The 20,453-nt window shown below is 65.6% G+C and carries 21 protein-coding genes; 11 read left to right on the plus strand and 10 right to left on the minus strand.

Annotated elements, in window-relative coordinates:
* Positions 1-70 precede the first annotated feature (70 nt).
* A complete protein-coding gene (locus ABMY26_RS09665; protein ID WP_372395478.1) occupies positions 71-1,558 on the minus strand; it encodes an aldehyde dehydrogenase in 1,488 nt (495 codons plus the stop codon).
* A 216-nt stretch (positions 1,559-1,774) separates the two neighbouring features.
* On the opposite strand from ABMY26_RS09665, the gene ABMY26_RS09670 reads away from it, so the two are divergent.
* The 7 genes from ABMY26_RS09670 (at position 1,775) to ABMY26_RS09700 (ending at position 9,304) form a co-directional block, all read left to right on the plus strand.
* On the plus strand, positions 1,775-2,404 hold the full coding sequence (locus ABMY26_RS09670; protein ID WP_372395479.1) for a cupin domain-containing protein: 630 nt from the start codon (positions 1,775-1,777) through the stop codon (positions 2,402-2,404).
* A 155-nt stretch (positions 2,405-2,559) separates the two neighbouring features.
* On the plus strand, positions 2,560-3,420 hold the full coding sequence (locus ABMY26_RS09675; protein ID WP_372395480.1) for an ABC transporter permease: 861 nt from the start codon (positions 2,560-2,562) through the stop codon (positions 3,418-3,420).
* Entirely contained in the window at positions 3,417-4,223 is an 807-nt protein-coding gene (locus ABMY26_RS09680) for an ABC transporter permease (RefSeq protein ID WP_372395481.1), read from the plus strand. Before ABMY26_RS09675 ends, ABMY26_RS09680 begins: the two co-directional genes overlap by 4 nt.
* The gene (locus tag ABMY26_RS09685; RefSeq protein WP_372395482.1) at positions 4,220-5,332 is read left to right on the plus strand and encodes an ABC transporter ATP-binding protein; all 1,113 of its coding nucleotides are present in this window, start codon (positions 4,220-4,222) and stop codon (positions 5,330-5,332) included. The genes ABMY26_RS09680 and ABMY26_RS09685 overlap by 4 nt, the downstream gene beginning before the upstream one ends.
* A 47-nt stretch (positions 5,333-5,379) precedes the next feature.
* Positions 5,380-6,456 (plus strand): polyamine ABC transporter substrate-binding protein, encoded by a 1,077-nt coding sequence (locus tag ABMY26_RS09690; protein WP_372395483.1) that lies wholly within the window; start codon positions 5,380-5,382, stop codon positions 6,454-6,456.
* A gap of 70 nt (positions 6,457-6,526) precedes the next feature.
* The gene (locus tag ABMY26_RS09695) at positions 6,527-7,963 is read left to right on the plus strand and encodes an FAD-binding oxidoreductase (RefSeq protein WP_372395484.1); all 1,437 of its coding nucleotides are present in this window, start codon (positions 6,527-6,529) and stop codon (positions 7,961-7,963) included.
* Positions 7,964-8,002: 39 nt separating this feature from the next.
* Positions 8,003-9,304: an NAD(P)/FAD-dependent oxidoreductase gene (locus ABMY26_RS09700; RefSeq protein WP_372395485.1), complete on the plus strand. Its 1,302-nt coding sequence runs from the start codon at positions 8,003-8,005 to the stop codon at positions 9,302-9,304.
* A 251-nt stretch (positions 9,305-9,555) separates the two neighbouring features.
* Here ABMY26_RS09700 and ABMY26_RS09705 read toward each other — a convergent pair whose 3' ends face one another.
* Positions 9,556-10,455: a LysR family transcriptional regulator gene (locus ABMY26_RS09705; protein WP_372395486.1), complete on the minus strand. Its 900-nt coding sequence runs from the start codon at positions 10,453-10,455 to the stop codon at positions 9,556-9,558.
* Positions 10,456-10,550: 95 nt separating this feature from the next.
* Here ABMY26_RS09705 and ABMY26_RS09710 point away from each other — a divergent pair, with 95 nt between their 5' ends.
* Entirely contained in the window at positions 10,551-11,384 is an 834-nt protein-coding gene (locus tag ABMY26_RS09710) for an SDR family oxidoreductase (protein WP_372395487.1), read from the plus strand.
* A gap of 52 nt (positions 11,385-11,436) precedes the next feature.
* Positions 11,437-11,931 (plus strand): lipocalin-like domain-containing protein, encoded by a 495-nt coding sequence (locus ABMY26_RS09715; protein WP_372395488.1) that lies wholly within the window; start codon positions 11,437-11,439, stop codon positions 11,929-11,931.
* Here ABMY26_RS09715 and ABMY26_RS09720 read toward each other — a convergent pair.
* Both ABMY26_RS09720 and ABMY26_RS09725 read right to left on the minus strand, forming a co-directional pair.
* Positions 11,924-12,178: a hypothetical protein gene (locus ABMY26_RS09720; protein WP_372395489.1), complete on the minus strand. Its 255-nt coding sequence runs from the start codon at positions 12,176-12,178 to the stop codon at positions 11,924-11,926. The genes ABMY26_RS09715 and ABMY26_RS09720 overlap by 8 nt on opposite strands.
* A gap of 75 nt (positions 12,179-12,253) precedes the next feature.
* Positions 12,254-13,180: a LysR family transcriptional regulator gene (locus tag ABMY26_RS09725; RefSeq protein ID WP_372395490.1), complete on the minus strand. Its 927-nt coding sequence runs from the start codon at positions 13,178-13,180 to the stop codon at positions 12,254-12,256.
* A 176-nt stretch (positions 13,181-13,356) separates the two neighbouring features.
* Here ABMY26_RS09725 and ABMY26_RS09730 point away from each other — a divergent pair, with 176 nt between their 5' ends.
* Complete coding sequence (locus ABMY26_RS09730) at positions 13,357-14,349, plus strand: MBL fold metallo-hydrolase (protein WP_372395491.1); 993 nt, start codon at positions 13,357-13,359, stop codon at positions 14,347-14,349.
* A gap of 25 nt (positions 14,350-14,374) precedes the next feature.
* Complete coding sequence (locus ABMY26_RS09735) at positions 14,375-15,457, plus strand: aldo/keto reductase (RefSeq protein WP_372395492.1); 1,083 nt, start codon at positions 14,375-14,377, stop codon at positions 15,455-15,457.
* Positions 15,458-15,503: 46 nt separating this feature from the next.
* Here ABMY26_RS09735 and ABMY26_RS09740 read toward each other — a convergent pair whose 3' ends face one another.
* The 6 genes from ABMY26_RS09740 to ABMY26_RS09765 form a co-directional block, all read right to left on the minus strand.
* A complete protein-coding gene (locus ABMY26_RS09740; RefSeq protein WP_372395939.1) occupies positions 15,504-16,082 on the minus strand; it encodes a DUF447 domain-containing protein in 579 nt (192 codons plus the stop codon).
* Positions 16,004-17,206, minus strand: a complete 1,203-nt coding sequence (locus ABMY26_RS09745; RefSeq protein WP_372395493.1) for a DUF6513 domain-containing protein — start codon at positions 17,204-17,206, stop codon at positions 16,004-16,006. Before ABMY26_RS09745 ends, ABMY26_RS09740 begins: the two co-directional genes overlap by 79 nt.
* Positions 17,199-17,405, minus strand: coding sequence for a hypothetical protein (locus ABMY26_RS09750; protein ID WP_372395494.1), 207 nt, complete (start codon positions 17,403-17,405; stop codon positions 17,199-17,201). The genes ABMY26_RS09745 and ABMY26_RS09750 overlap by 8 nt, the downstream gene beginning before the upstream one ends.
* A gap of 355 nt (positions 17,406-17,760) precedes the next feature.
* Positions 17,761-18,462, minus strand: coding sequence for a uridylate kinase (locus ABMY26_RS09755; RefSeq protein ID WP_372395495.1), 702 nt, complete (start codon positions 18,460-18,462; stop codon positions 17,761-17,763).
* Positions 18,463-18,466: 4 nt separating this feature from the next.
* Entirely contained in the window at positions 18,467-18,973 is a 507-nt protein-coding gene (locus ABMY26_RS09760; protein WP_372395496.1) for a dihydroneopterin aldolase, read from the minus strand.
* Between the two features lie 191 nt (positions 18,974-19,164).
* Positions 19,165-20,184, minus strand: a complete 1,020-nt coding sequence (locus tag ABMY26_RS09765) for a GlxA family transcriptional regulator (RefSeq protein WP_372395497.1) — start codon at positions 20,182-20,184, stop codon at positions 19,165-19,167.
* Between the last annotated feature and the right edge of the window lie 269 nt (positions 20,185-20,453).

Genomic DNA, 20,453 nt, shown 5'->3' on the forward strand with positions numbered 1-20,453 from the left:
GTCTCCTCAAGCGAATCCGGATGGGTGGGAGGGGCGGCGGAAGGGCGGCCCGTCCCCCGCAGAACCGGCATCAGCGGCCGAGATGAATCCAGGTCGCCTTCAGTTCGGTGTATTTCTCGAGCGCGTGCAGCGACTTGTCCCGCCCGAAGCCGGATTGCTTGAACCCGCCGAAGGGCGAAGAGATGTCGCCATGGTCGAAGCAGTTGACCCAGACCACGCCGGCGCGGAGTGCGGAGGATGCCTTGAACGCGGTGTTGATGTCGCGGGTCCACACCGCCGCGGCCAAGCCGTAGCTCGTGTCGTTGCCGATGCGGATCGCGTCGTCGACGTCCGCTGCGGCGATCGTTGCCAGGACCGGGCCGAAAATCTCCTCGCGCGCGATGGTCATGCCGCCGGTGACGTCGTCGAACAGCGTTGCCTCGATGAAGCAGCCATCGGAGGCGATGCGCTTGCCGCCGAGCCGGAGGGTGGCGCCTTCCGCCTTGCCCTTCTCGATATAGTCCATGACGCGGTCGGCCTGCCGGCTGTCGACCATGGCGCCCATCTCCGTCGCCGGGTCGAGCGGGTCGCCGACCTTGATGGCGCTGCCGACGCCGATCACCTTTTCGACCACCTCGTCCTTGACGCTGCGCTCGACGATCAGGCGCGAACCGGCGTTGCAGACCTCTCCCTGGTTATAGAAGATGCCCCAGGCCGCCGCGGTCGCCGCGGCATCGAGGTCGGGCGCGTCGGCCAGGATGATGTTCGGGCTCTTGCCGCCGCATTCCAGGCCGATCCGTTTCATGTTGGACTGGCCGGAATATTGGAGGAAGTATTTCCCGACTTCGGTCGAGCCGGTGAACGCCACCGCGTCGACGTCCATGTGCAGGCCGAGCGCCCGCCCGGCGGTCTCGCCGAAGCCTGGAAGCACATTGAACACGCCGTCGGGAATGCCGGCCGCTGCGGCAAGCTCGCCGAGCCTGATGGCGGTGAGCGGCGACTGCTCCGCCGGTTTCAGGATCACCGAATTGCCGGCGGCGAGGATCGGACCGAGCTTCCAGGCGGCCATCAGCAGCGGGAAGTTCCACGGCACCACCGCGGCGACGACACCGAGCGGTTCGCGGCGGATCAGCGACACCGCGGTCGGCGCGGTCGGCGCGATCTCGTCGTAGAGCTTGTCGATCGCTTCGGCATACCAGTCGATGCATTGCGCGGACAGCGGGAGGTCGACCGCGAGGCTGTCGCGGATCGGCTTGCCCATGTCGAGTGTTTCGAGCAGCGCCAGCTCTTCCGTGTTGGCGGCGATCAGGTCGGCGAAGGCGGCGAGGCGTTTCTTGCGCTCGCGCGGCGCCATGCGCGACCAGACACCGGATTCGAAGGCCTTGCGCGCCGCCGCGACCGCGTGGTCGACGTCCTCGGCGTCGCAGGCGGCGACCTGCGCCAGGACCTTGCCGGTCGCCGGGTTTGTGCAGTCGAAGGTCTTGCCCGATCGGGCCTGGACGTAGCGTCCGTCCACGAAGGCGCTGCCGTTGACGCTGAGCGCGGCGGCGCGGGCGTGCCAATCGATCGTCGCTGACATGGGGTCTCTTTCAACCAGGGGGGGCGGCGACGGGCCGTTCGGCCTTCGTCGGGTGACGGGATGATAGGTGATCGCGGCGGACCGCTCCACCGCAAATTTTTCGTTTTCTGAAAAATGAACTGACACCGCTGAAACCGGTTGCTATCTTGACGATCACTATGGGGCTGCCGCTGCAATGGCATCGGTCCCGATCAGATGAACGGATGCGCCACATCGATGCCGCACACGAAGACCGCTGAGGACGGCGCCGAGCGCGCCCAGGCGAACGGTGCCAACGCCGGCGCCAATGTGGATGAAGAGACGCAGAAGCTCGGGCAGCGGATCCGGGATCTGCGGCTCAAGGCGGGCATGACGCTGACGGATCTCGCGAAGGCGACCGGCGTGTCGATCGGCACGCTGTCGCAGTTGGAGCGCGGGCTGGTGTCGCCGACGGTGCGGACCGTCTACACGGTCGCCGCCGCCTTCGGGGTCATGCCGGCCTGGCTGATCGACCCGTCATCCTCGAAGAACACCGAAAGCCGCTATATCGTGCGGGCCGGGGAACGGTCGCAGCTGCTCGACCTCGACGGCATCCGCAAGGACGTCGCGTCCCCGGTCGCCAGCAAGCGGCTGCGCGGCTTCTTCATGGCTATCCAGCCGGGCTGCAGTTCCGGTGCGCAGCCTTACACGCACAAGGGCGAGGAAATCGGCTTCATCCTGTCGGGCTCGCTGGAACTGCAGATCGACGGCGAGACCTTCATGCTTTACGAGGGCGACTGCTTCGCCTTTTCCAGCGACAAGCCGCACCGCTTCGCCAACAGCAGCGCGCGGCCGGCGACGGTCTTCTGGGTGAACGCCGACATCTGATCCGGCCCGTCGGCGGTCAGTGGCGCCGCCGTTTTTAGAATATTGAAAATACCCGTTGCCTTACTGAAAATTGGCGCTCATAGTTTCAGCATTCCCCGCCGGGGCGCGCCGCAGGCGCCCCCGGATCCCGTGCCGGAACTGAAGGACGTGCTGCGTTGACCAGTTCATCCACCGCATCGGGCGCATCGGGTCTCGGTCCCTGGTCGGCGATAGTGCTTCTGGCCCCCCTGACCGTTCTGATGTTCGCCATCCTGCTCTATCCGCTGGGCCTCACGCTGTGGACCAGCCTCTATGACGGCCAGCTGTCCTTGCGGGCCTATGCCGAGCTGGCGTCGAGCACCCTGTTCCTCAAGGTCCTGCGCAACACCTTCGAGATCGCGATCACCGGCACGCTGGTCAGCCTGGTCTTCGGCTATCCGGTCGCCATGCATCTGGCGGCACAGCCGCCGCGGCGCCGGACGGCCTGCCTGGTGATGGTGATGCTGCCGTTCTGGACCAGCATCCTTGTCAAGAGCTTCGCGCTGGTGGCGGTGTTCGGCAACCAGGGGCTGGTCAACCAGCTGCTCGGCTTCCTCAGCGGCGGCCAGATCAACCTGCCGATGATGTTCAACCGCGTCGGGGTGGTGCTGGGCATGATCAATTTCCTGCTGCCCTTCATGATCCTGTCGATCCTCGGCAGCCTGCTGGCGCTGGACCGCCGGCTCGTGCTCGCCGCCGAGACGATGGGGGCCGGCCCGCTGCGCATCTTCTGGAAGATCATCCTGCCGCTCAGCATGCCGGGCGTGGTCGCCGGGGTGCTGATCAACGTGACGCTGTCGATCGGCATGTACATCACGCCGGCCCTGCTCGGCGGGCGTCAGGACATGATGGTCGCCAATCTCGTCGATTTCTACACCCGCCAGACGCTGGACTGGACCGCCGCCTCGGCGACGGCCGTGGCCCTGCTGGCGATCTCGGGCCTGCTGGTCGCGATGCTCGGCCGGGTGCGCGGCGGCCTGTCGGGAGGTGCGGCATGAACCCGCTGTTCGGCTCCAGCCACACCGCCCGCCGCCTCGTCACCGCCGCCGCCTGGCTCTGCTATCTCTTCCTGCTGGTGCCGAGCCTGATCGTCGTGCCGATTTCCTTCGGCAATTCCGGACAGATCGAGTTTCCGCCGCGGGAGTTCTCCCTCGGGCTCTACCGGCAGTTCTTCACCGATCCGGCCTGGTGGGGATCGATGGTGCAGAGCCTGGTCGTCGCCGTCGCGACCACGGTGATCGCCCTGCTGCTGGCGGTGCCCGCCGCCTATGCGCTGGCACGGTCGGAGCTGCCCGGACGGGGGCTGCTGCGCGGCCTCTTCATGATGCCGATGCTGGTGCCTGTCATCGTTCTCGGGCTCGGCCTCTACCTGCAATTCTCCAACTGGGGGCTGCTCGACACCACCGCGGGCGTCGTTCTCGCCCATGTCATGCTGACCACGCCCTACATCATGATCTCGGTGATGTCGGGACTGCAGCATTCGGACATCGCTCTGGAGACCGTGGCGTCGATCATGGGAGCCTCGCGGCGGGTGGTGTTCTTCCGCGTGGTGCTGCCCCAGCTCGGCCCGGCCATCGCCGTCGGCGCGCTCTTCGCCTTCCTGATGTCGCTGGACGAGGTCGTTGTCGCCTATTTCCTGACCGGCACCGACGCCATGACGCTGCCGGTCAAGATGTACAGCTCCATCCGCTGGGAACTGACGCCGGTGCTGGCCGCGGTGTCGACGCTGCTCACCGTCCTGTCGTTGCTCATCGCTCTGGGCATCATCGCCCTGCAGCGCAAGACCGAGGCGCACTCATGAACGCTCCGTCCGCTTCCGCCATGGTCCAGCTCCATGCCGTCACGAAACGCTACGGCGACTTCGAGGCCCTGCACAGCATCGACCTGTCGATCGCGAAGGGCGAGTTCGTCACGCTGCTGGGGCCGAGCGGCTCGGGCAAGTCGACCCTGCTCAACCTGATCGCCGGCATGATCATGCCGAGTTCCGGCCGGATCGTCATCGACGGCCGCGACGCCACCACCCTGCCGACCAACCGGCGCGGCCTGGGCATGGTGTTCCAGAACTACGCGCTGATGCCGCACATGACGGTGTTCGAGAACATCGCCTTCCCGCTGCAGGTGCGCGGCCTGCCCAAGGACGAGATCCGGCGCAAGGTCACCGGCGTGCTCGACCTGATCCAGCTCGGCCATGTCGCCGGCCGCAAGCCGCGCGAACTGTCGGGCGGCCAGCAGCAGCGCGTCTCGCTCGCCCGCTGCATCGTCTACAATCCGGCGCTGATCCTGATGGACGAGCCGCTCGGCGCGCTCGACAAGAAGTTGCGCGAGCAGATGCAGCTCGAGATCAAGCGGCTCCATGCCGAGCTCGGCATCACCATGCTCTACGTGACGCACGACCAGGACGAGGCGCTGACCATGTCGGACCGCATCGTCCTGATGAACGGCGGCCGGATCGAGCAGCAGGGACAGCCCGACACCCTCTATTTCAAGCCGGAGACCGTGTTCAGCGCCGAGTTCATCGGCAGCTCCAACCTGATCCCCGGCGAGATCGCGGCGGGGGAGGGCGGCACCGTCACGCTGAAGACCGCGCTCGGCGCCTTCCCGGTGCCGGCGCCCGACCGGCCGGTCAGGCCCGGCGAGCGCGGCGTCCTGCTGGTCCGGCCGGAAAACATGGTGCTGACGGACCGCGCCGATCCCACCAGCGTCGCCGGCCGGATCGAGGATTCGATCCTGCTCGGCGGGGTGGTGCGGCATTTCGTGCGCTGTGCGGACGGCAGCATGGTCATTGTCCAGGAACTCAACCAGCCGGGCCGGGCCGGCACCCGCCGCGACGAGACGGTTCGCGCCGGCTGGACCATGGATCACGCCCGACTGCTTCCATCGCCGCCCAACACACCGTCACCGGCCGGCTGACGCCGACCGCCATTCACCACTGCCGAAAAGACGAGGGGGAAGAGCCCATGACCAAGACGACGTTCCTGACTTCGCGGCGCGGGCTGCTGAAGGGCGGTGCCGCCGGCCTCGCCGGCATCGCGGGCCTGATGGCGGCCCCGGCGGTCTTCTCCCGCCGCGCCCATGCCGCCGACACCACCCTCACCGTCACCTCCTGGGGCGGCGACTACAACAAGATGGTGCGTGAGATCTTCGCCGATCCCTTCACCCAGGAGACCGGCATCAAGGTCACGCTGGTCGACAACGGCGACATGGCGAAGGTGAAGGCGCAGGTGCAGAGCAAGGCGGTGCAGTGGGACGTCATCGATGCCCCCGCCGCCTTCGCCACCTCCGGCGCCCGCGACAAGCTGTGGGAGGAGCTCGACCTTTCGATCGTCAAGCCGGGGCCGCTGGTGCAGGCCGCGGCCTCCGACTACATGCCGCTCTACCTCTACAGCGGCGGGCTGGTCTGGGATGCCAAGCGCTCTCCCGACGGCAAGCACCCCGTCGATTTTGCCGGATTCTACGACGTCGCGCGCTTCCCCGGCCGCCGGGTGATGCGGTCGCTGGCGTCGGAAACGCTGGAGGCCGCGCTGATCGCCGACGGCGTCGCGCCCAAGGACCTCTATCCGCTCGACGTCGAACGGGCGTTCCGCATGCTCGACCGCATCAAGCCGCATGTCAGCAAATGGGCGGCCACCACGCCCGATCAGGTCAACGCGATCGTCCAGGGCGAGGCCGACTTCTCCTACAGCTATTTCAACCGGGTGAAATCGGCCCAGAAGGCGGGCGCCACCCTGGACTTCTCCTTCGCGCAGACGATCAATTCGCTCGACTACTTCGCGGTCCCCAAGGGCACGAAGAACAAGGAAGCGGCGATGCGTTTCATCGACTTCTGCCTGCGGCCCGACCGCCAGGTCGCCTGGGCGACGCGCGGCTACTACCTGCCGAACAGCGTCGCGGCGATGGACGAGGTGAAGGGCGGTCCCGCCAGCCAGTATCTGCCCGACCTCACCAACGGCAAGAACGTGATCGTCGATTCCCAATGGTGGAGCGAGAACTACACGGCGATGCAGAAACGCTATGCCGAGTGGATGCTGACCTGACCGCCGACGAGTCCCGTCTCCGCCCCGCTCTTCGATCCCGCCCCTTGCCGCTGCCATCGGTGCGAATGCCATGTCCCACGATGCCTTGCTTGCCGAACTGACCTCGATCGTCGGGGAGCGGTATGTCGTCACCGCTTCGGCCGACACCGCCGCCTTCCTTACCGACCACCGCGGCCGCTACACTGGCGCGGCGCTGGCGGTGGTCAAGCCCGCAAGCACGGCGGAGGTGTCCCGCGTGGTGAAGGCCTGCGCCGCGGCCGGTGTGGCGATCGTGCCGCAGGGCGGCAACACCGGCCTGTGCGGCGCGGCCACGCCGATGGGACCGCGGCCGAGCATCGTCCTGCGTCTCGACCGCATGAACCGGATCCGTGCGCTCTCCGCGGCGGAGGAGACGATCACGGTGGAGGCGGGCTGCATCCTTGCCGACATCCAGGCGGCGGCGGCCCGCGACGGACTGCTGTTCCCGCTGAGCCTCGGCGCCGAGGGCAGCTGCCAGATCGGCGGCAACATCGCCACCAATGCCGGCGGCATCGCCGTGCTGCGCTATGGCAACATGCGGCAGCTCGTGCTCGGGCTGGAGGTCGTGCTGGCGGACGGCACGGTGCTCGACGGCCTGCGCCGGCTGCGCAAGGACAATTCGGGCTACGACCTGAAACAGCTGTTCGTCGGCGCCGAAGGCACGCTCGGCATCGTGACCGCCGCGGCGCTGAAGCTGTTCCCGGCCATCCGCTCGCGCTCCATCGCGATGATGCAGATAGCCAGCGTGGAGGATGCGCTGACCCTGTTCGCGCGGGCGCGCAGGACATTCGGCGAGCGGATCTCCAGCTTCGAGATCATCGGCTCGTCCTATATGGACTTCGTGCTCAAATATGTGACCGGCACGGTGATGCCCTTCGCCCAGCCGGCCCCCTGGTACCTGCTGCTGGAGGTGGGGGATTCGCAGCCCGAAGCGCCGCTGGCGGCGGACATGGAGGCGTTTCTCGGCGAGGTCTTCGAGGCCGGCCTGGTCAGCGACGCCGTCATCGGCTCCAGCCTCGCCCAGGAGGAGGCGATCTGGAAACTGCGCCACGGCGTCACCGGCGAATTCAAGCTTGCCGGCAAGACGATGTCGCACGACACCTCGGTTCCGGTCGCCGAGCAGCCGGCCTTCGTCGAGCGGGTCGAGGCCGCGGTGCTCGCCGCCTATCCCGACGCCAACGTGATGATGGTCGGCCATATCGGCGACGGCAACATCCATGTCGTCGTGCTGTTCCCGCACGAGCGTTTCGCCACTGCCGAGGCGTTCGAGGCCGCGTCGGACGACGTCGACGTGATCATCGACGACATCGCGATGGAACTTGGCGGCAGCATCACGGCCGAGCATGGCGTCGGCTACACCTACCGCAAGCGGCTGGCACGGACCAAGAATCCCGACGAACTCATGCTGATGCGCGGGATCAAGCAGATGCTCGACCCGAACGGGCTGATGAATCCGGGCAAGATCTTCCTGCCGGCCGAACCGGCCTGAGGAGACCGCGGAAAAGTCGTTCCCTTCCGGAAAGCCGCCATGATGACCCACCCCTTTTCCATGCCGCCCGCCATGCCGCCCAACGTCTATTCGCTGGACGCGCCTCCGGGGCCGCCGACCCCGCCGCTCGATGGCTCGCGCCGGGCATCGGTCGCAATCGTCGGAGGCGGCATCGTCGGCCTGACGACGGCGCTTCATCTGGCGGAGGCCGGGGTTGACGTCGTTGTGATCGACCAGGGGGAACCGGGCTGGGGGGCCTCGGGGAACAATGGCGGCCAGCTCAATCCGGGACTGAAGTTCGATCCCGACACCATCGAACAGGTCTGGGGTCCGGAGCTTGGCCCCCGGATGGTCCGGTTCGCCTATGAGACGACCAACCGGACCTTCGCCCTGATCGACCGGCTGGGCATCGCCTGCGAGGCGCGGCAGAGCGGCACGCTCCGGGTGGCGCGCAGCGTCAGATCGACCGGCGGCGTGGCGGAAACCGCCCGCCAGTGCATGGCCCGCGGCATGCCGGTGTCCTTCCTCGACCGGCAGCAGACGGCCGGTGCCACCGGTACCCCGGCCTATCACGGCGCGATGCTCGACCGGCGCGGCGGCCATTTGAACCCGCTTGCCTATGTGCGCGGCCTCGCGGCGGCGGCCATTGCCGCCGGCGCAGCGGTCCATGGCCGCACGCCGGCGCGGGCGCTTAGCCGGCGTCCCGGAGGCTGGTCCATCGAAACGCCCACCGGCACCATCGAGGCCGAAAAGCTCCTGATCGCCACGAACGGCTTCACCGGCGACCTCTGGCCGGGGTTGCGGCGCACGGTGGTGCCGGTGTTCAGCGCCATCGCGGCGAGCGAGCCGCTCGATGCCGACCGCCTGCGCGGCCTCCTGCCGGACCGTCCGGCGGTCTATGAGAGCGGCCGGATCACCGTCTATTACCGGATCGATGGCAGGGGACGGCTGCTGATGGGGGGGCGCGGACCGATGCGGCCGATCGCCACGCCGGCGCCGCTCGCCTATCTGACCGACTATGCGGAGACGCTGTGGCCGCAGCTTGCCGGTCTGCGTTGGACCCATGGCTGGAACAGCCGGCTCGCCGTCACGAAAGATCACTGGCCCCACCTGCACGAGCCGGCACCCGATGTGCTCGCTTATCTCGGCTGCAACGGACGCGGCGTGGCGCTGGGGACGGCGATCGCCGAACAGATGGCGCGTCGGCTGATCGATGGGCATGCCGCCAGCATCGACCTGCCGGTTGTCGAGCCGAAGGCGATCCGCTTCCACGCCCTGTGGCCGCTGGGCGTCTGGAGCATCGTGCAGCACGGCCGCATCCTGGACCGTCTGGGTTTCTGAAACCAAGCCAGGGGTGAGGCCATAGAACAGGTGAAAATACACGCCGCCATTCTCAACCAAAGACGGCTAAGAGGCAGTTCCCGCCCATACTCGCTCACCTTGGCGCGAGACCCGACGGAACCGCCTGTATCGAGCAGACGGTCATGGACTGCCGGCAAGTGGCGTTTGTACGCTTCAGCGCCGGTTGGCTGGGCGTACTGGGTTTCCTCCGCCTGCCCGATGAAGCCATGGTGCCAGTCGCCAGAACGGCGTCATCGTGTACTGTCCACTTGTTTCAACAGGTCGATGAAGGCACGGAGCGGGGATGGCACGTGCCGGCTGCGGGGGTAATAGAGCGCCAGCCCTGGCATCGGCGGGCACCAGTCATCGAGAATGGTCACAAGCTGGCCAGACTCCAGAAACGGCTTGGCGAAATATTCGGGGACATAGGCGATGCCACGCCCGTCCGCCGCCGCCTGTGCGAGAAGATCATTGTCATCAAGGGTGAGATTGCCTGGGACATCGATCGCGATCTCGGCCCCGCGTCTGGAAAACTCCCAGCGGTAGCGCTTCCCGCTGGGAAGGCGTTGGCGGATGCAGCAATGGGCATGCAGATCGTCCGGCGTATTCGGTGTCGCCTTACCCTCCATGTAGGACGGAGCCGCCACGGCGATGAATCGGACCTCACCTCCGAACTTCACCGCGACCATGTCTCGCGGCACGGACTCCAGCAAACGCACTCCGGCATCAAAACCATGTTCCACGATATCGACGAGCCGACCTTCCGAAACCAGATCGAGCTCCACATCGGGATAGAGATCCAGGAAGCGAGGCACGACGTCTCTTAGCAGGATGCGGGCACCGCTCTTGTTCGCATTGATCCGCAGTGCGCCGCTTGGGGTGCCGCGCTCCTCCGAGAGGGTATCGAGTGCCTGATCGAGGTCCTGAAGAACCGGATCGAGGCGTGCGAGCAGGCGTGCGCCAGCCTGGGTCAGCGAGACGCTGCGTGTCGTCCGGTTGAAAAGCCGGACGCCCAATTTTTCCTCCAGTCCAATGATTGTGTGGCTGAGTGCGGAGCGCGAAACACCCATGACCTCGCCGGCCCTGCGGAAACTGCGGTGGCTGGCCACCGCCGCGAAGGCGGCCAGGTCATTCAGGCTGGGACGCACCATTCGTGAATATTCCTCACCATGCTATCTCATATTGAAGATCTTATATCACTAATATCGCTGATTTACATTCGGAGATGAACAGATGGAGAGTTCACATGCACAAGACATGGCTCATCACAGGTGCTTCTTCGGGGCTGGGCCTCGAGATGACGCAGCAGTTGCTTGTCAAGGGGCACAAGGTGGTTGCAACAACGCGCCGTTCCGAAGCGCTGACACCACTGAAGCGGGATCTCCGTGAACGCCTGGATATCGTCCAACTCGATCTGGTAGAGCCGGCCGGCATTGCGTCAGCCATCGAAAGTGCTTTTCAGCGACACGACCGGATAGACGTGATCGTCAGCAACGCGGGCTACGGCCTGTTCGGTGCTGCGGAGGAGCTTACGAATGCGCAGATCGATCGGCAGATCGCCACCAACCTTGCCGGATCGATCCATCTGATCCGTGCCGCATTGCCCTTTCTTCGAAGGCAAGGCGGCGGACGTATCGTCCAGGTTTCCTCCGAAGGTGGGCAGATCGCTTATCCGGGCTTCAGCCTCTATCACGCGACCAAGTGGGGCATCGAGGGCTTCCTCGAAGCCGTGGCACAGGAAGTGGCTCCTTTCGGTATCGACGTCATCATTGCCGAGCCGGGACCGACCGGGACGAATTTCGGAGCCAATCTCGTTCGCGCGACACCGATGGATGCCTACGATGAAACCCCTGCCGGCGTTGTCCGCCGGGCGATTGCCGATGGCAGCTTCGAGATCAAGGGAGATGCGGCGCGCACCGTAGCCGCAATCATCTCGGCCGCCGAGAGCGAGACGCCGCCATTGCGGTTGGCGCTGGGTAGCACTGCCTATTCATCCATCTCACAGGCGCTTTCCGCACGCCTGTCTGCCCTTGAGGCGCAGCGGGGAGTGGCGAATTCCGCCGACAGGCAGGATCTGTGAACCGCAGCAGCGGCCTGGAAACACAGATCTCATGAACAGGACAGGAAACAACATGTCCATCCGACCAGCTATATTGGCTCTCGCGATTAGCATTTCGTCTTCTGCCTTCGCGCAGACCGCCGAAGCGAACCAAGTCGTAGGCACTTGGCGCATGATGTCGGCAACGATCGACCCCGGCGGGAAAAATATCTCCGCCTATGGAGAAAACCCTAACGGCCTTCTCGTCTTCACTCCCGACATGCACTTCGTGGAAGTTCTTACCGACGCCGACATCCCGCGGTTTGCTTCCAAAGCTCGCGGTGAGGGGACGGATGATGAAAATCGCATGGCCATGTCACGCAGTATCGGGTTTTTTGGGACCTACACAGTCGATGAAAAGGGAGAATTCAGCGGAAACCGTGTCGAAGGGGCGACATTTCCAAACTGGGTTGGCAGCGTCCGAACGCGTGACGATCTGAGGCTGGTCGTTGCCGGCGACCGCATGACCGAACAATTCCGTAGGCCGGAAGGTACTGAAATCAGGATCGAATGGCAGCGCGTCAAATGAGGCGGTGGAAGGTGATCACCCCCCGGGCACATGGCCGTTCCTCTTCGAATCGGCAGGCCGCAACCTGCTTTTGACGGGCGATACGGCGAACCATTTCGTTGCTTCCCTGCAGAAGCCGGATTGGGAAGTTTCGTTCGACATGGACAAAGGCGCTGCCGCCAGCAGCCGCAAAAGGATCTTCGGCATGCTGGCTGCTGAGAAAACCCCCTTTATCGGTTAACACATGCCCCATCCGTCGGTCGGCCATGTCGAGCCGCTCGACGCAGGATTCCGCTTCGTGCCGGCGCGCTATCAATTCCTGCTCTGACGCTCGTTCGCGCGATCACCGCTTGGCGTGGTGCCGTTGTTTTCCAGCCTGCCAGTCGTAGCTCTTCATGTAATCCAGGAATGCACGCATGGCAGCGCTCGGCAGGCGGCGACTGGGGTAGTACAGGAACCAGTGCGGCAAAATAGGGCTCCAATCGGCAAGGAGCTCCACCAGCCGACCATTCAGGATATGGGGTTTGGCATAGTCATCGAAGACATGTGCGATTCCTCTGCCGGCCAACGCCGCTTGCAACTCGTTTTGCGCCGCGCTGACTGTCAGTCGGCCCGTGGGAGAGATCTGTATCTCTTCGTCGCCATCGGCAAACCGCCAGGTAACGAGAGAGCCACCAGGAAATCTGCGCCTGATACAATCATGACTTACGAGATCTTGCGGTATCTGCGGCCGGCCGTGCCTTTCGATGTAGTCCGGTGAAGCGACGATCGCATATCGAAGCATAGGGCCAAAGGGGAGCGCGATCATGTCCTGCGCCAGATGCTTGCCGAACCTGACGCCGGCATCGAACCCCTGCTCGACGATGTCGATGACAGCCGCGTCGCTGATGACCTCGATCTTCACTTCGGGATAGGCATCCATGAAGTCGAACGCCAGCGGGCAGAGAAGATGATCGACGGCGGGTGCCGGCGCATTGATCCGCAAAGTTCCGGATGGGCTATCCCTCAACTCATCGACCTCTGCGATGGCGAGCCTGATATCGCTCAACGCCGGGGCCAAACGATCGAGGAGGCGTTGTCCTGCTTCCGTCGGAGCTACGCTCCTCGTCGTCCGATTGAGGAGCCGAATGCCAAGAGCCTCTTCCAAGGCGTTCATCGTTTGGCTCAAAGCCGATGAGGACACCCCTCTCTCGAGCGCTGCCGCGCGGAAACCGCCGCAGCGGACGATGGAGACGAACACATCAAGGTTGTCCAGGCGAACCGGGCTCATTGAGAAGCATATCTAATCAAGTTGTTCATTGTTGCGTACCTTATCAGATCAATACTCCCATGTCATGGTTGGCACCGAACTGGCTGTCGCGCTCCGCCCGCTTCCTTTCACCGGTCATCTTCGGCCCCGTAGACCCGAATGAAGCGCGAGCGTGCCCAACCGAAAAGGGAAGACCGATGAATGCCTTCACTCTCAACAGACGCACCATCATGCTGTCGGCCGTGGCAGGCGCATCGAGCATGTTCGTCCCGGCTTTGGGCGGTTCCGGCAGCGCGAATGCCCAGGCCGCATCCTCGCTGAGCGGCAACGCCGGCCACTACCGCATGCGGGTCGGCGAGATCAGGGCGACCGTCTTGAGCGACGGCGTTATCGGCGGCCCGCCTCGCATCTATGCAAGCGACGCGCCCGAGGCGGAGCTTCAGGCGGTGCTGCGGCGGGCATTCCTGCCGACCGACCACATGACGCTCAACCTCAACACGCTGCTGATCGAAGCCGGTGGGCGGAGGATACTTGTCGAGGCCGGCGCCGGCAGGACGATGGGTCCGAACGGCGGCCGCATCTTTGAAAACCTGGCGGCGATCGGCCTCGGTCCCGCTGACATCGACGCGGTCGTCGTCTCGCACACCCACCCCGATCATGTCGGCAACCTGAGGGCCGCAGACGGCGGCAAGGCCTTCCCCCGCGCCACGGTCTTCGTCCCGAAGGCGGACTGGGATTTCTTCGTCCGCACCGATCCGGATCTCTCCTACATGCCGGTCCCGGAGGATTTCCGTGTGCGGTTCGCGGCAGCCATCAAGAGCAGCCTCGAGCCGGTCAAGACCGATATCGAGTTCTATGAAGCCGGCGCAGAGATCGTGCCGGGCCTCACGACGGTCGTCGCATCCGGCCATACCCCGGGCATGGCGACGTTTCTTGTCCATTCCGGGAACGACCAACTGCTGCTGACGGCAGACCTTGCCTATCACCCGGTCGTCAACGTGGACAGGCCCTGGCTTCCAGGCCCGGACCGCGACAAGGAGACGGCCCTTGCCTCCCGCCGGCGCATCTTCGACAGGGCGGCGGCCGATCGCATTCCCGTGCTCGGTTTCCATTTTCCGTTCCCGGGCCTCGGCCGGATGTTGAAGACAGACGGCGCCTACGTCTGGGTGCCTGCCGACTGGCAGTTCTGACACCCGGGAAAAAAGGAGGGATTTCATGGACCGGTCGACGATCAACAGACGCGGTTTCCTCGGCACGATGGGGGCGGCGGCAACAGGGCTTGCCCTGGCCACCCAAGCCACGGCAGAGGCCCAGGATACGAATGCGGGGTCGCCGGCTTCGGGATCGAATCCGGATGTGCTGACCCGCGCCTTGCCGCGCACCGGCGAACGGGTCACGACCCTCGGCCTCGGCACCTTCCTGACCTTCGATCTGAAGCCCGGCGATAGCCGCGACGGTCTCCGGCAGGTCTTCGAGCGCTACGTCGCCGCGGGCGGCCGCGTCGTCGACACCTCGCCGCTCTACGGCTCGGCCGAAGTCAGCGTCGGTCAATTCATGGGTGAGTATCCGGGATCCGACGGGATGTTCCTTGCCAACAAGGTCTGGGCCACCGGAGAGTATCTCGGCGATGAAAGCCACGCCGAGGAAAGCTTCCGGCAATCGCGGCTGCGGACCTGGCGCGACACGATCAATCTCATGCAATGCCACAGCATCACCAATGCGCCCGTCATCATCCCGCTGATGAAGGCCTGGAAGCGGGAAGGGCTCATACGTCATGTCGGCGTGACCCACCACGAGTCGTCGGCGCACGACCAGTTGACGGCCATCGTGGAACGCGACGGCGTCGACTTCATCCAGACGAACTACTCTATCTTCAGCCGCGACGCCGAACGCCGCCTGCTCCCGGCCGCCGCCGACAAGGGCGTCGGCGTGCTGATCAATCTGCCGCTTGAAAAGGCACGCCTGATGAAGGTGGTCGAGGGACAGCCGCTTCCGGGCTTCGCGCAGGAGTTCGGCGCGACGAGTTGGGCGCAGTTCTTCCTGAAATGGGTCATGGCGCATCCCGCCGTCACGAGCGTGCTGTGCGGCACGTCCAACCCCGACCACATGAGCGACAATGTCCAGGCGATGACCGGCCCGCTTCCCGACGAACGCATGCGCGCCCGCATGGTCGCGCATATGGAGACGATCCCCGGCTTCGGAACCATCGGCTCCATGCCTTGGTACCCCGGCAAGGAGAAGATGTATTCCGGTCTGATCCGGGAGGCTCAGGCCAACGCCGCGCGACGCCTGCAGTGACCCCGGGGATCGATGGACGGGCGCGGCCGGTGGGTGGACAACGTCTTCATCGAACGGCTGTGGCGATCGATGAAGTACGAGTGCGTCCTTCAGCCCGGAAAGCCGCCACCCGGTCGCACAGCCAGCCCCAGGCTTCCCGCTCCCGCATCCCGGCGGTCTTCTCGACGGCTGTGGCAAGGTAGGCCATTTCCCGCTCCACCTTCTCCCACGGCAGCAGGTACAGGCGGCTGCACAGGATCGCCGCCTCGATCACGGCTGCGGCGGCACGGTTGTGACTGGCATACGGCCCATGTGTCACTTCATGGACGCTCCGGCAATGGAAGCGCGGGCGCACCGGATCGGCCTCGACCCGCACCACCTCCACTTCCCAGTGGGCGAGGCTGGTTGCCAGACGCACGCCGGCGATGGTGGTGGCCGGCACCAGCGGCCAGTTCCGCCGTCCGGTCAGGCAGCCGGCGAACAGCCGCGCGTCGTCGGTGAGGTTGACCACAGCCCGGCCGGTTGCCTCCAGCGCGTTGAGCGTGACGGAGGGACGGAACGGGGCGATCACCAGATCGTCGCCGGTCCGGGCGATGCCGAAAGGAGCGATGTGCGGGGTTCCGTCGGTGCCCAGCGTGGTGACGATGGTTTCTCCACCCGGAAGGAGGGGTCGCGGATGCCGCGGGCTGTCTCAGCGATCTCGGCCGGGGTGCCGGAGAAGGGGCGGCGGTCGTGCAGAGCCATCAGCCCGTCGTCGATGCCCTTGGGCGGGCTGCCGCTTTCCGAGGCGGCCTGCATGATCCGTCGCGCACGGTCGGCCTCGCGCACGGCGGTGCGGGCGTGTGGGCTGACCTGGAGGGTGAGGACGGCGCCGATCGACAGTTCCGACACCATGCCCATCAGCAGGGCCGTGGTGCCGGTGGTGTCGGCGTCGGTCAGCTCGGTCAGGTTGCCGATGCCCATCAGGATCTCGATGTCGGGGTAGCGCCGGCGCAGGGAGCGATAGCGCACCACCGACTCGGTGAAACCGAAATGGATGGGGTCCAGCACCGGATCGGCGAGGAAGTGATGGCCCGATGTCCGCAGCCGGTCGACGGCGCGGCATAGGGAGCCAAGGTCGCGCGGCTTGGCCGGGATCAGGATCGGGGTCGCGGCCGTCCGGTCCAGCACCCACAGCGTGTCCTCGTCGAGGCTGAGCAGGTAGGAGGCGCCGGCCGCCGCTCCGCGCAGCAGCTCTTCGGGGTCGGCGCTGTCGACGCTGACGGTATGGCCGGCGGCGACCAGCGCGGCAACCGCAAGCTCCAGCCCGTCGAACCGTTCGCCGGGATGGCAGCCGAGGTCGATCACGTCGGCACCGTCACGGCGCAGCCCTGCGGCGGCCTCCAGCAGATTGTCGATGGAGCGATGGGGGGCGTCGACGATCTCGGCGAAGATCCGCACCGCATGGCGGGACAGGTCGGTCCGTACCGTCCGCCCGCCGAGATAGGCGGGAATGTCGCGCAGTTCCTCCGGCCCGCGTTCGAAGGCGACGCCGAAATGCCCGGACAATGCTGTCAGGTCGCAGCGGGTCCGGCCGGGCAGGATCACCCGTGATCCCGCTGCCGGGGGCGGAAGGCGTCGCCTGATCAACTCCTCGGTCATCAGGGCGGCAACGCTGACGCCGATCTGCACCACGTCGAAGCTGAAGGGTGAGGATGCCATCCCGTCGAGCACCGCCCGAAGGCGCGGTTCCGCCAGCTTTCCGGTCACGAAAACGAGGTGGTCAGACATTCGAGGCGCGCTCTCCCAAACGCACCGACAGGGCCGCTTCGAGTTCGGGAACGGTTTCGACGACGGTGGTCGCCTCGAACCCGCGCAGCCGTTCGACATTCTCCAGGTCGATGCGCCGGGGATAGACCGGCACCATGCCGTGCGGCGCCTCGGTCGTCATCTCCGGCGCGGTGTCGCAGGCGAAGACGATGCAGGGCACCCGGCATTTGCCGGCTTGGGCGAAGGCGTTGGTCGGCAGCGTGTCGGAGATGCCCTACACGCATTTGGCGACCGTGTTCGAGGTGGCCGGCCCGACCACCAGCGTGTGGTATTCGCCGAAATAGAAGCGCCCGATCTGCGGCGCACTGGCGGCACGGTCGCGGAACAGGCAGGTGCCGGGGGAAAGTTGCCGTCGCGGCGGCGGTACATGCGCATGACCTCCTCGGCCGCCTTGCTCAGGAAGACGTCGAGCGGCGCCAGACGCGCCATCAGGTCGAGCGTCTCCTTGATGCAATGGCCGGATCCGGTCAGCGCCCAGGCCAGCCGTGGCGGAGCGGGAGGAGCTGAGATCTCATTCATGCCCGAACGCCCGGCAGAGGTTCCACCTCGGGGCTGCGCAGAAGGACGCAGCCGGGATTGCCGCGGCCCGCCAGCGCCTCAGCCATCAGGATGTGATTGTCGCGATGGATGCACCAGCTCTCGCCGGCGAAACGCGCGCGCCAGAGCGGGAAAGCCGCGTCGACCAGCCCGTCGCGGGCCAGTGCCGCCGCGTCGGTCGCAGCACAAGGGCAGGGTCCCGACTTGACCAGAACCAGCGCCGCCGCATCCAACTCCACCGCCAGCCATGCCGCGAGACTGTCCGAGGTGACATCCCAGCTTTCCGCGATCTCGGGCTGGTCGAGCGCCATGGCGGACGGCAGCCAAACCGCCGGCATCCGCGCCCGGATCAGCGAGCGCAGCTGCCCGCGCGTCGCCGCCGTTTGCAGGGTCGGGCAGATGCCGTGCAGCATCAGCCCGAACTGTTCCATCGCCAAGAGGGCCATGCGGTGGGCGAGCCGGTCGTCGAAGCGCCAGTTGTCCTGGGCGTCGCGCACGGCATCGGCGAAGGGGCCGCCGCCCGGCACGACGACCACGGGATGGAGATGGCCGGGGCGGGCGATCAGGTCCAGCCAGGTTCCCAACCGGTGCCAATCCGACAGGCTGCCGCCGATTTTGATCACCCAGGGCCGTGCCGAGGCGTCTGGCGATCCGTCTTCAGGCGATGCGGTTGCCGTCATCGGGTCAAATCCGCCGGTCGGCCATGCGGTCGGCCATGGCAATCATGCGGCGTGACGCCGGCAGGAACGGACCTGCCGGTTGCTCGCGCATCCGCTCCAGCCGGATGCCGGGAACCGCGACCCCGTCGTAGATGTCCAGCTTCGCTACCGACACGCGGGCCGACTGCACCTGTTCGTGGGCCAGACACATGCAGGCGATCTTCTCCGCCAGCATCTCGACCAGATTGGTGTGCTCGTCCATCAGGATCCGCTTCAGCCCCGACAGTAGATCGTCGTAGGACAGCACGTCGCCGATATCGTCGGAGAACTGGGCCCCGTCCTGGCGCACCTTCAGCGACAGGTCAATGCGCACCCGCTGAGGCGCGTCGCGCTCGTAATCGAAGACGCCGATCCGGCAGGGCAGGACGACATTCTCCAGGAACAGCTCGTACAGGCCGGAGGGGATGGCGGACAGCCCGGAGTCGGCGGCCATGCCGCGCGCGCATTGGGCGGAAAGGATCGTTTCGAGCATCGGTGCCATCCTCCTGGCAGTTCTCCGGCGGGATCAAACACGGACTGGGTGTAAGACAGGCCGTTTTGAACCCTACCGGCATCCAAGGGGCGGCACCTGTTTGGATGCGACACCTTATTGGCGTTTTCCGCCGTCGCCCGCATGAATTCCCGGAGCCGGCCCTGCCCTATGCCGAGGCGCCAAGTGCGGCATCAGGTCAGGCTGGCGAACTCGTGCGCGGCGGCAAGCGGGCTGTGCCGCTGGTTCTGACGGTCGCTGCGCGGTGCGATGCCGAAATGATCGCGGTAGCATTTGCTGAAATGGGTCGCGGAAATGAAGCCGCAGCTGATCGACACCTCCATGACCGACATGCGTGTCTGGCACAGCAGCTGTCGCGCCCGCTTCATCCGCAGGCCGAGATAGTATTTGGCCGGCGAGCAGTTCATGTATTTGCGGAACAGCCGCTCCAGATTTCGGCGGGACTGGCCCAGCTCCTCGGCGAGCGTCAGCAGATCCAGCGGTTCTTCGATGTTGGCCTGCATCACCGCCACGGCGGCGTTGAGATCCTCGTGGTCCAGCACTGGATTGGCCTGCAACTCCTCCTGCTGGCGGATGCTCCCGGCGCGGATCTTGGTGTGCAGTAGCTGCTCGGCGATGTCCATCGCCAGCTTTTCGCCATGACGGGCGGCGATCAGGTGCAGCATCATGTCGGTGGCGGCGGTGCCGCCAGCGCAGGTGAAGCGGTTGCGGTCGATCGTGAACAGCTCGCCGGTCGCCTCGATCTCTGGGAAGGTCTCGGCGAAACCGGCCATATTCTCCCAATGGATGGTGCAGCGGTAGCCGTCCAGCAGGCCGGCCCGGGCCAGGATATGGCTGGCCGTGCACAGGGCGCCGAAGGCGATCCCCTGGGCCGCCGAACGCCGCATCCACGAGAACATCGCCCGATCCTCGTACCAGTGGCCTCCGATGCCGCTGCACAGCATCACGGTGGACAGCGGGGGAGCGTCGGCGATGGCGTGATCGACGCAGATCCCGATGCCATTGCTGGCCCGCTGGATACCGCCCTTCGGGGAGAGCAGCACCCAGCGATAGAGTTCCTTTCCGCTGATGTGATTGGCAAGGCGGAGAGGCTCCACCGCCGCGGTGAATGCGATCATGGAGAAGTCAGGCACCAGGAGAAATCCGATGGTGTCGACCGTGGAAACGCCGGATTGCTGTTCGATGCACTTCATTGTCCCGTGCCCCTCTTCCGCTTTCCTGTTCGTATCTTCGTGGGTCGCGAATGGTCGGCGAACACGCTGTTTTCCCGCGGCCTTGTTCCGTTCTGAAGCCACGTTCGGATGGGCGGGCGGTCATTTCATTTCCGCACCATCTAATTTTTATGACAAGCAGCCTACGCAGGATGCGGCCCGGTCACATTGAACAAAGCGGACATTATTCTTGAAGGAGCACGACGTTGATCGAGTCGGGATTGTTTTTTGCGCAAACCATCCATATGGGA

Origin of the sequence: Azospirillum sp. HJ39 (genome assembly GCF_041507355.1) — a bacterium.
Taxonomy (GTDB): Bacteria; Pseudomonadota; Alphaproteobacteria; order Azospirillales; family Azospirillaceae; genus Azospirillum; species Azospirillum thiophilum.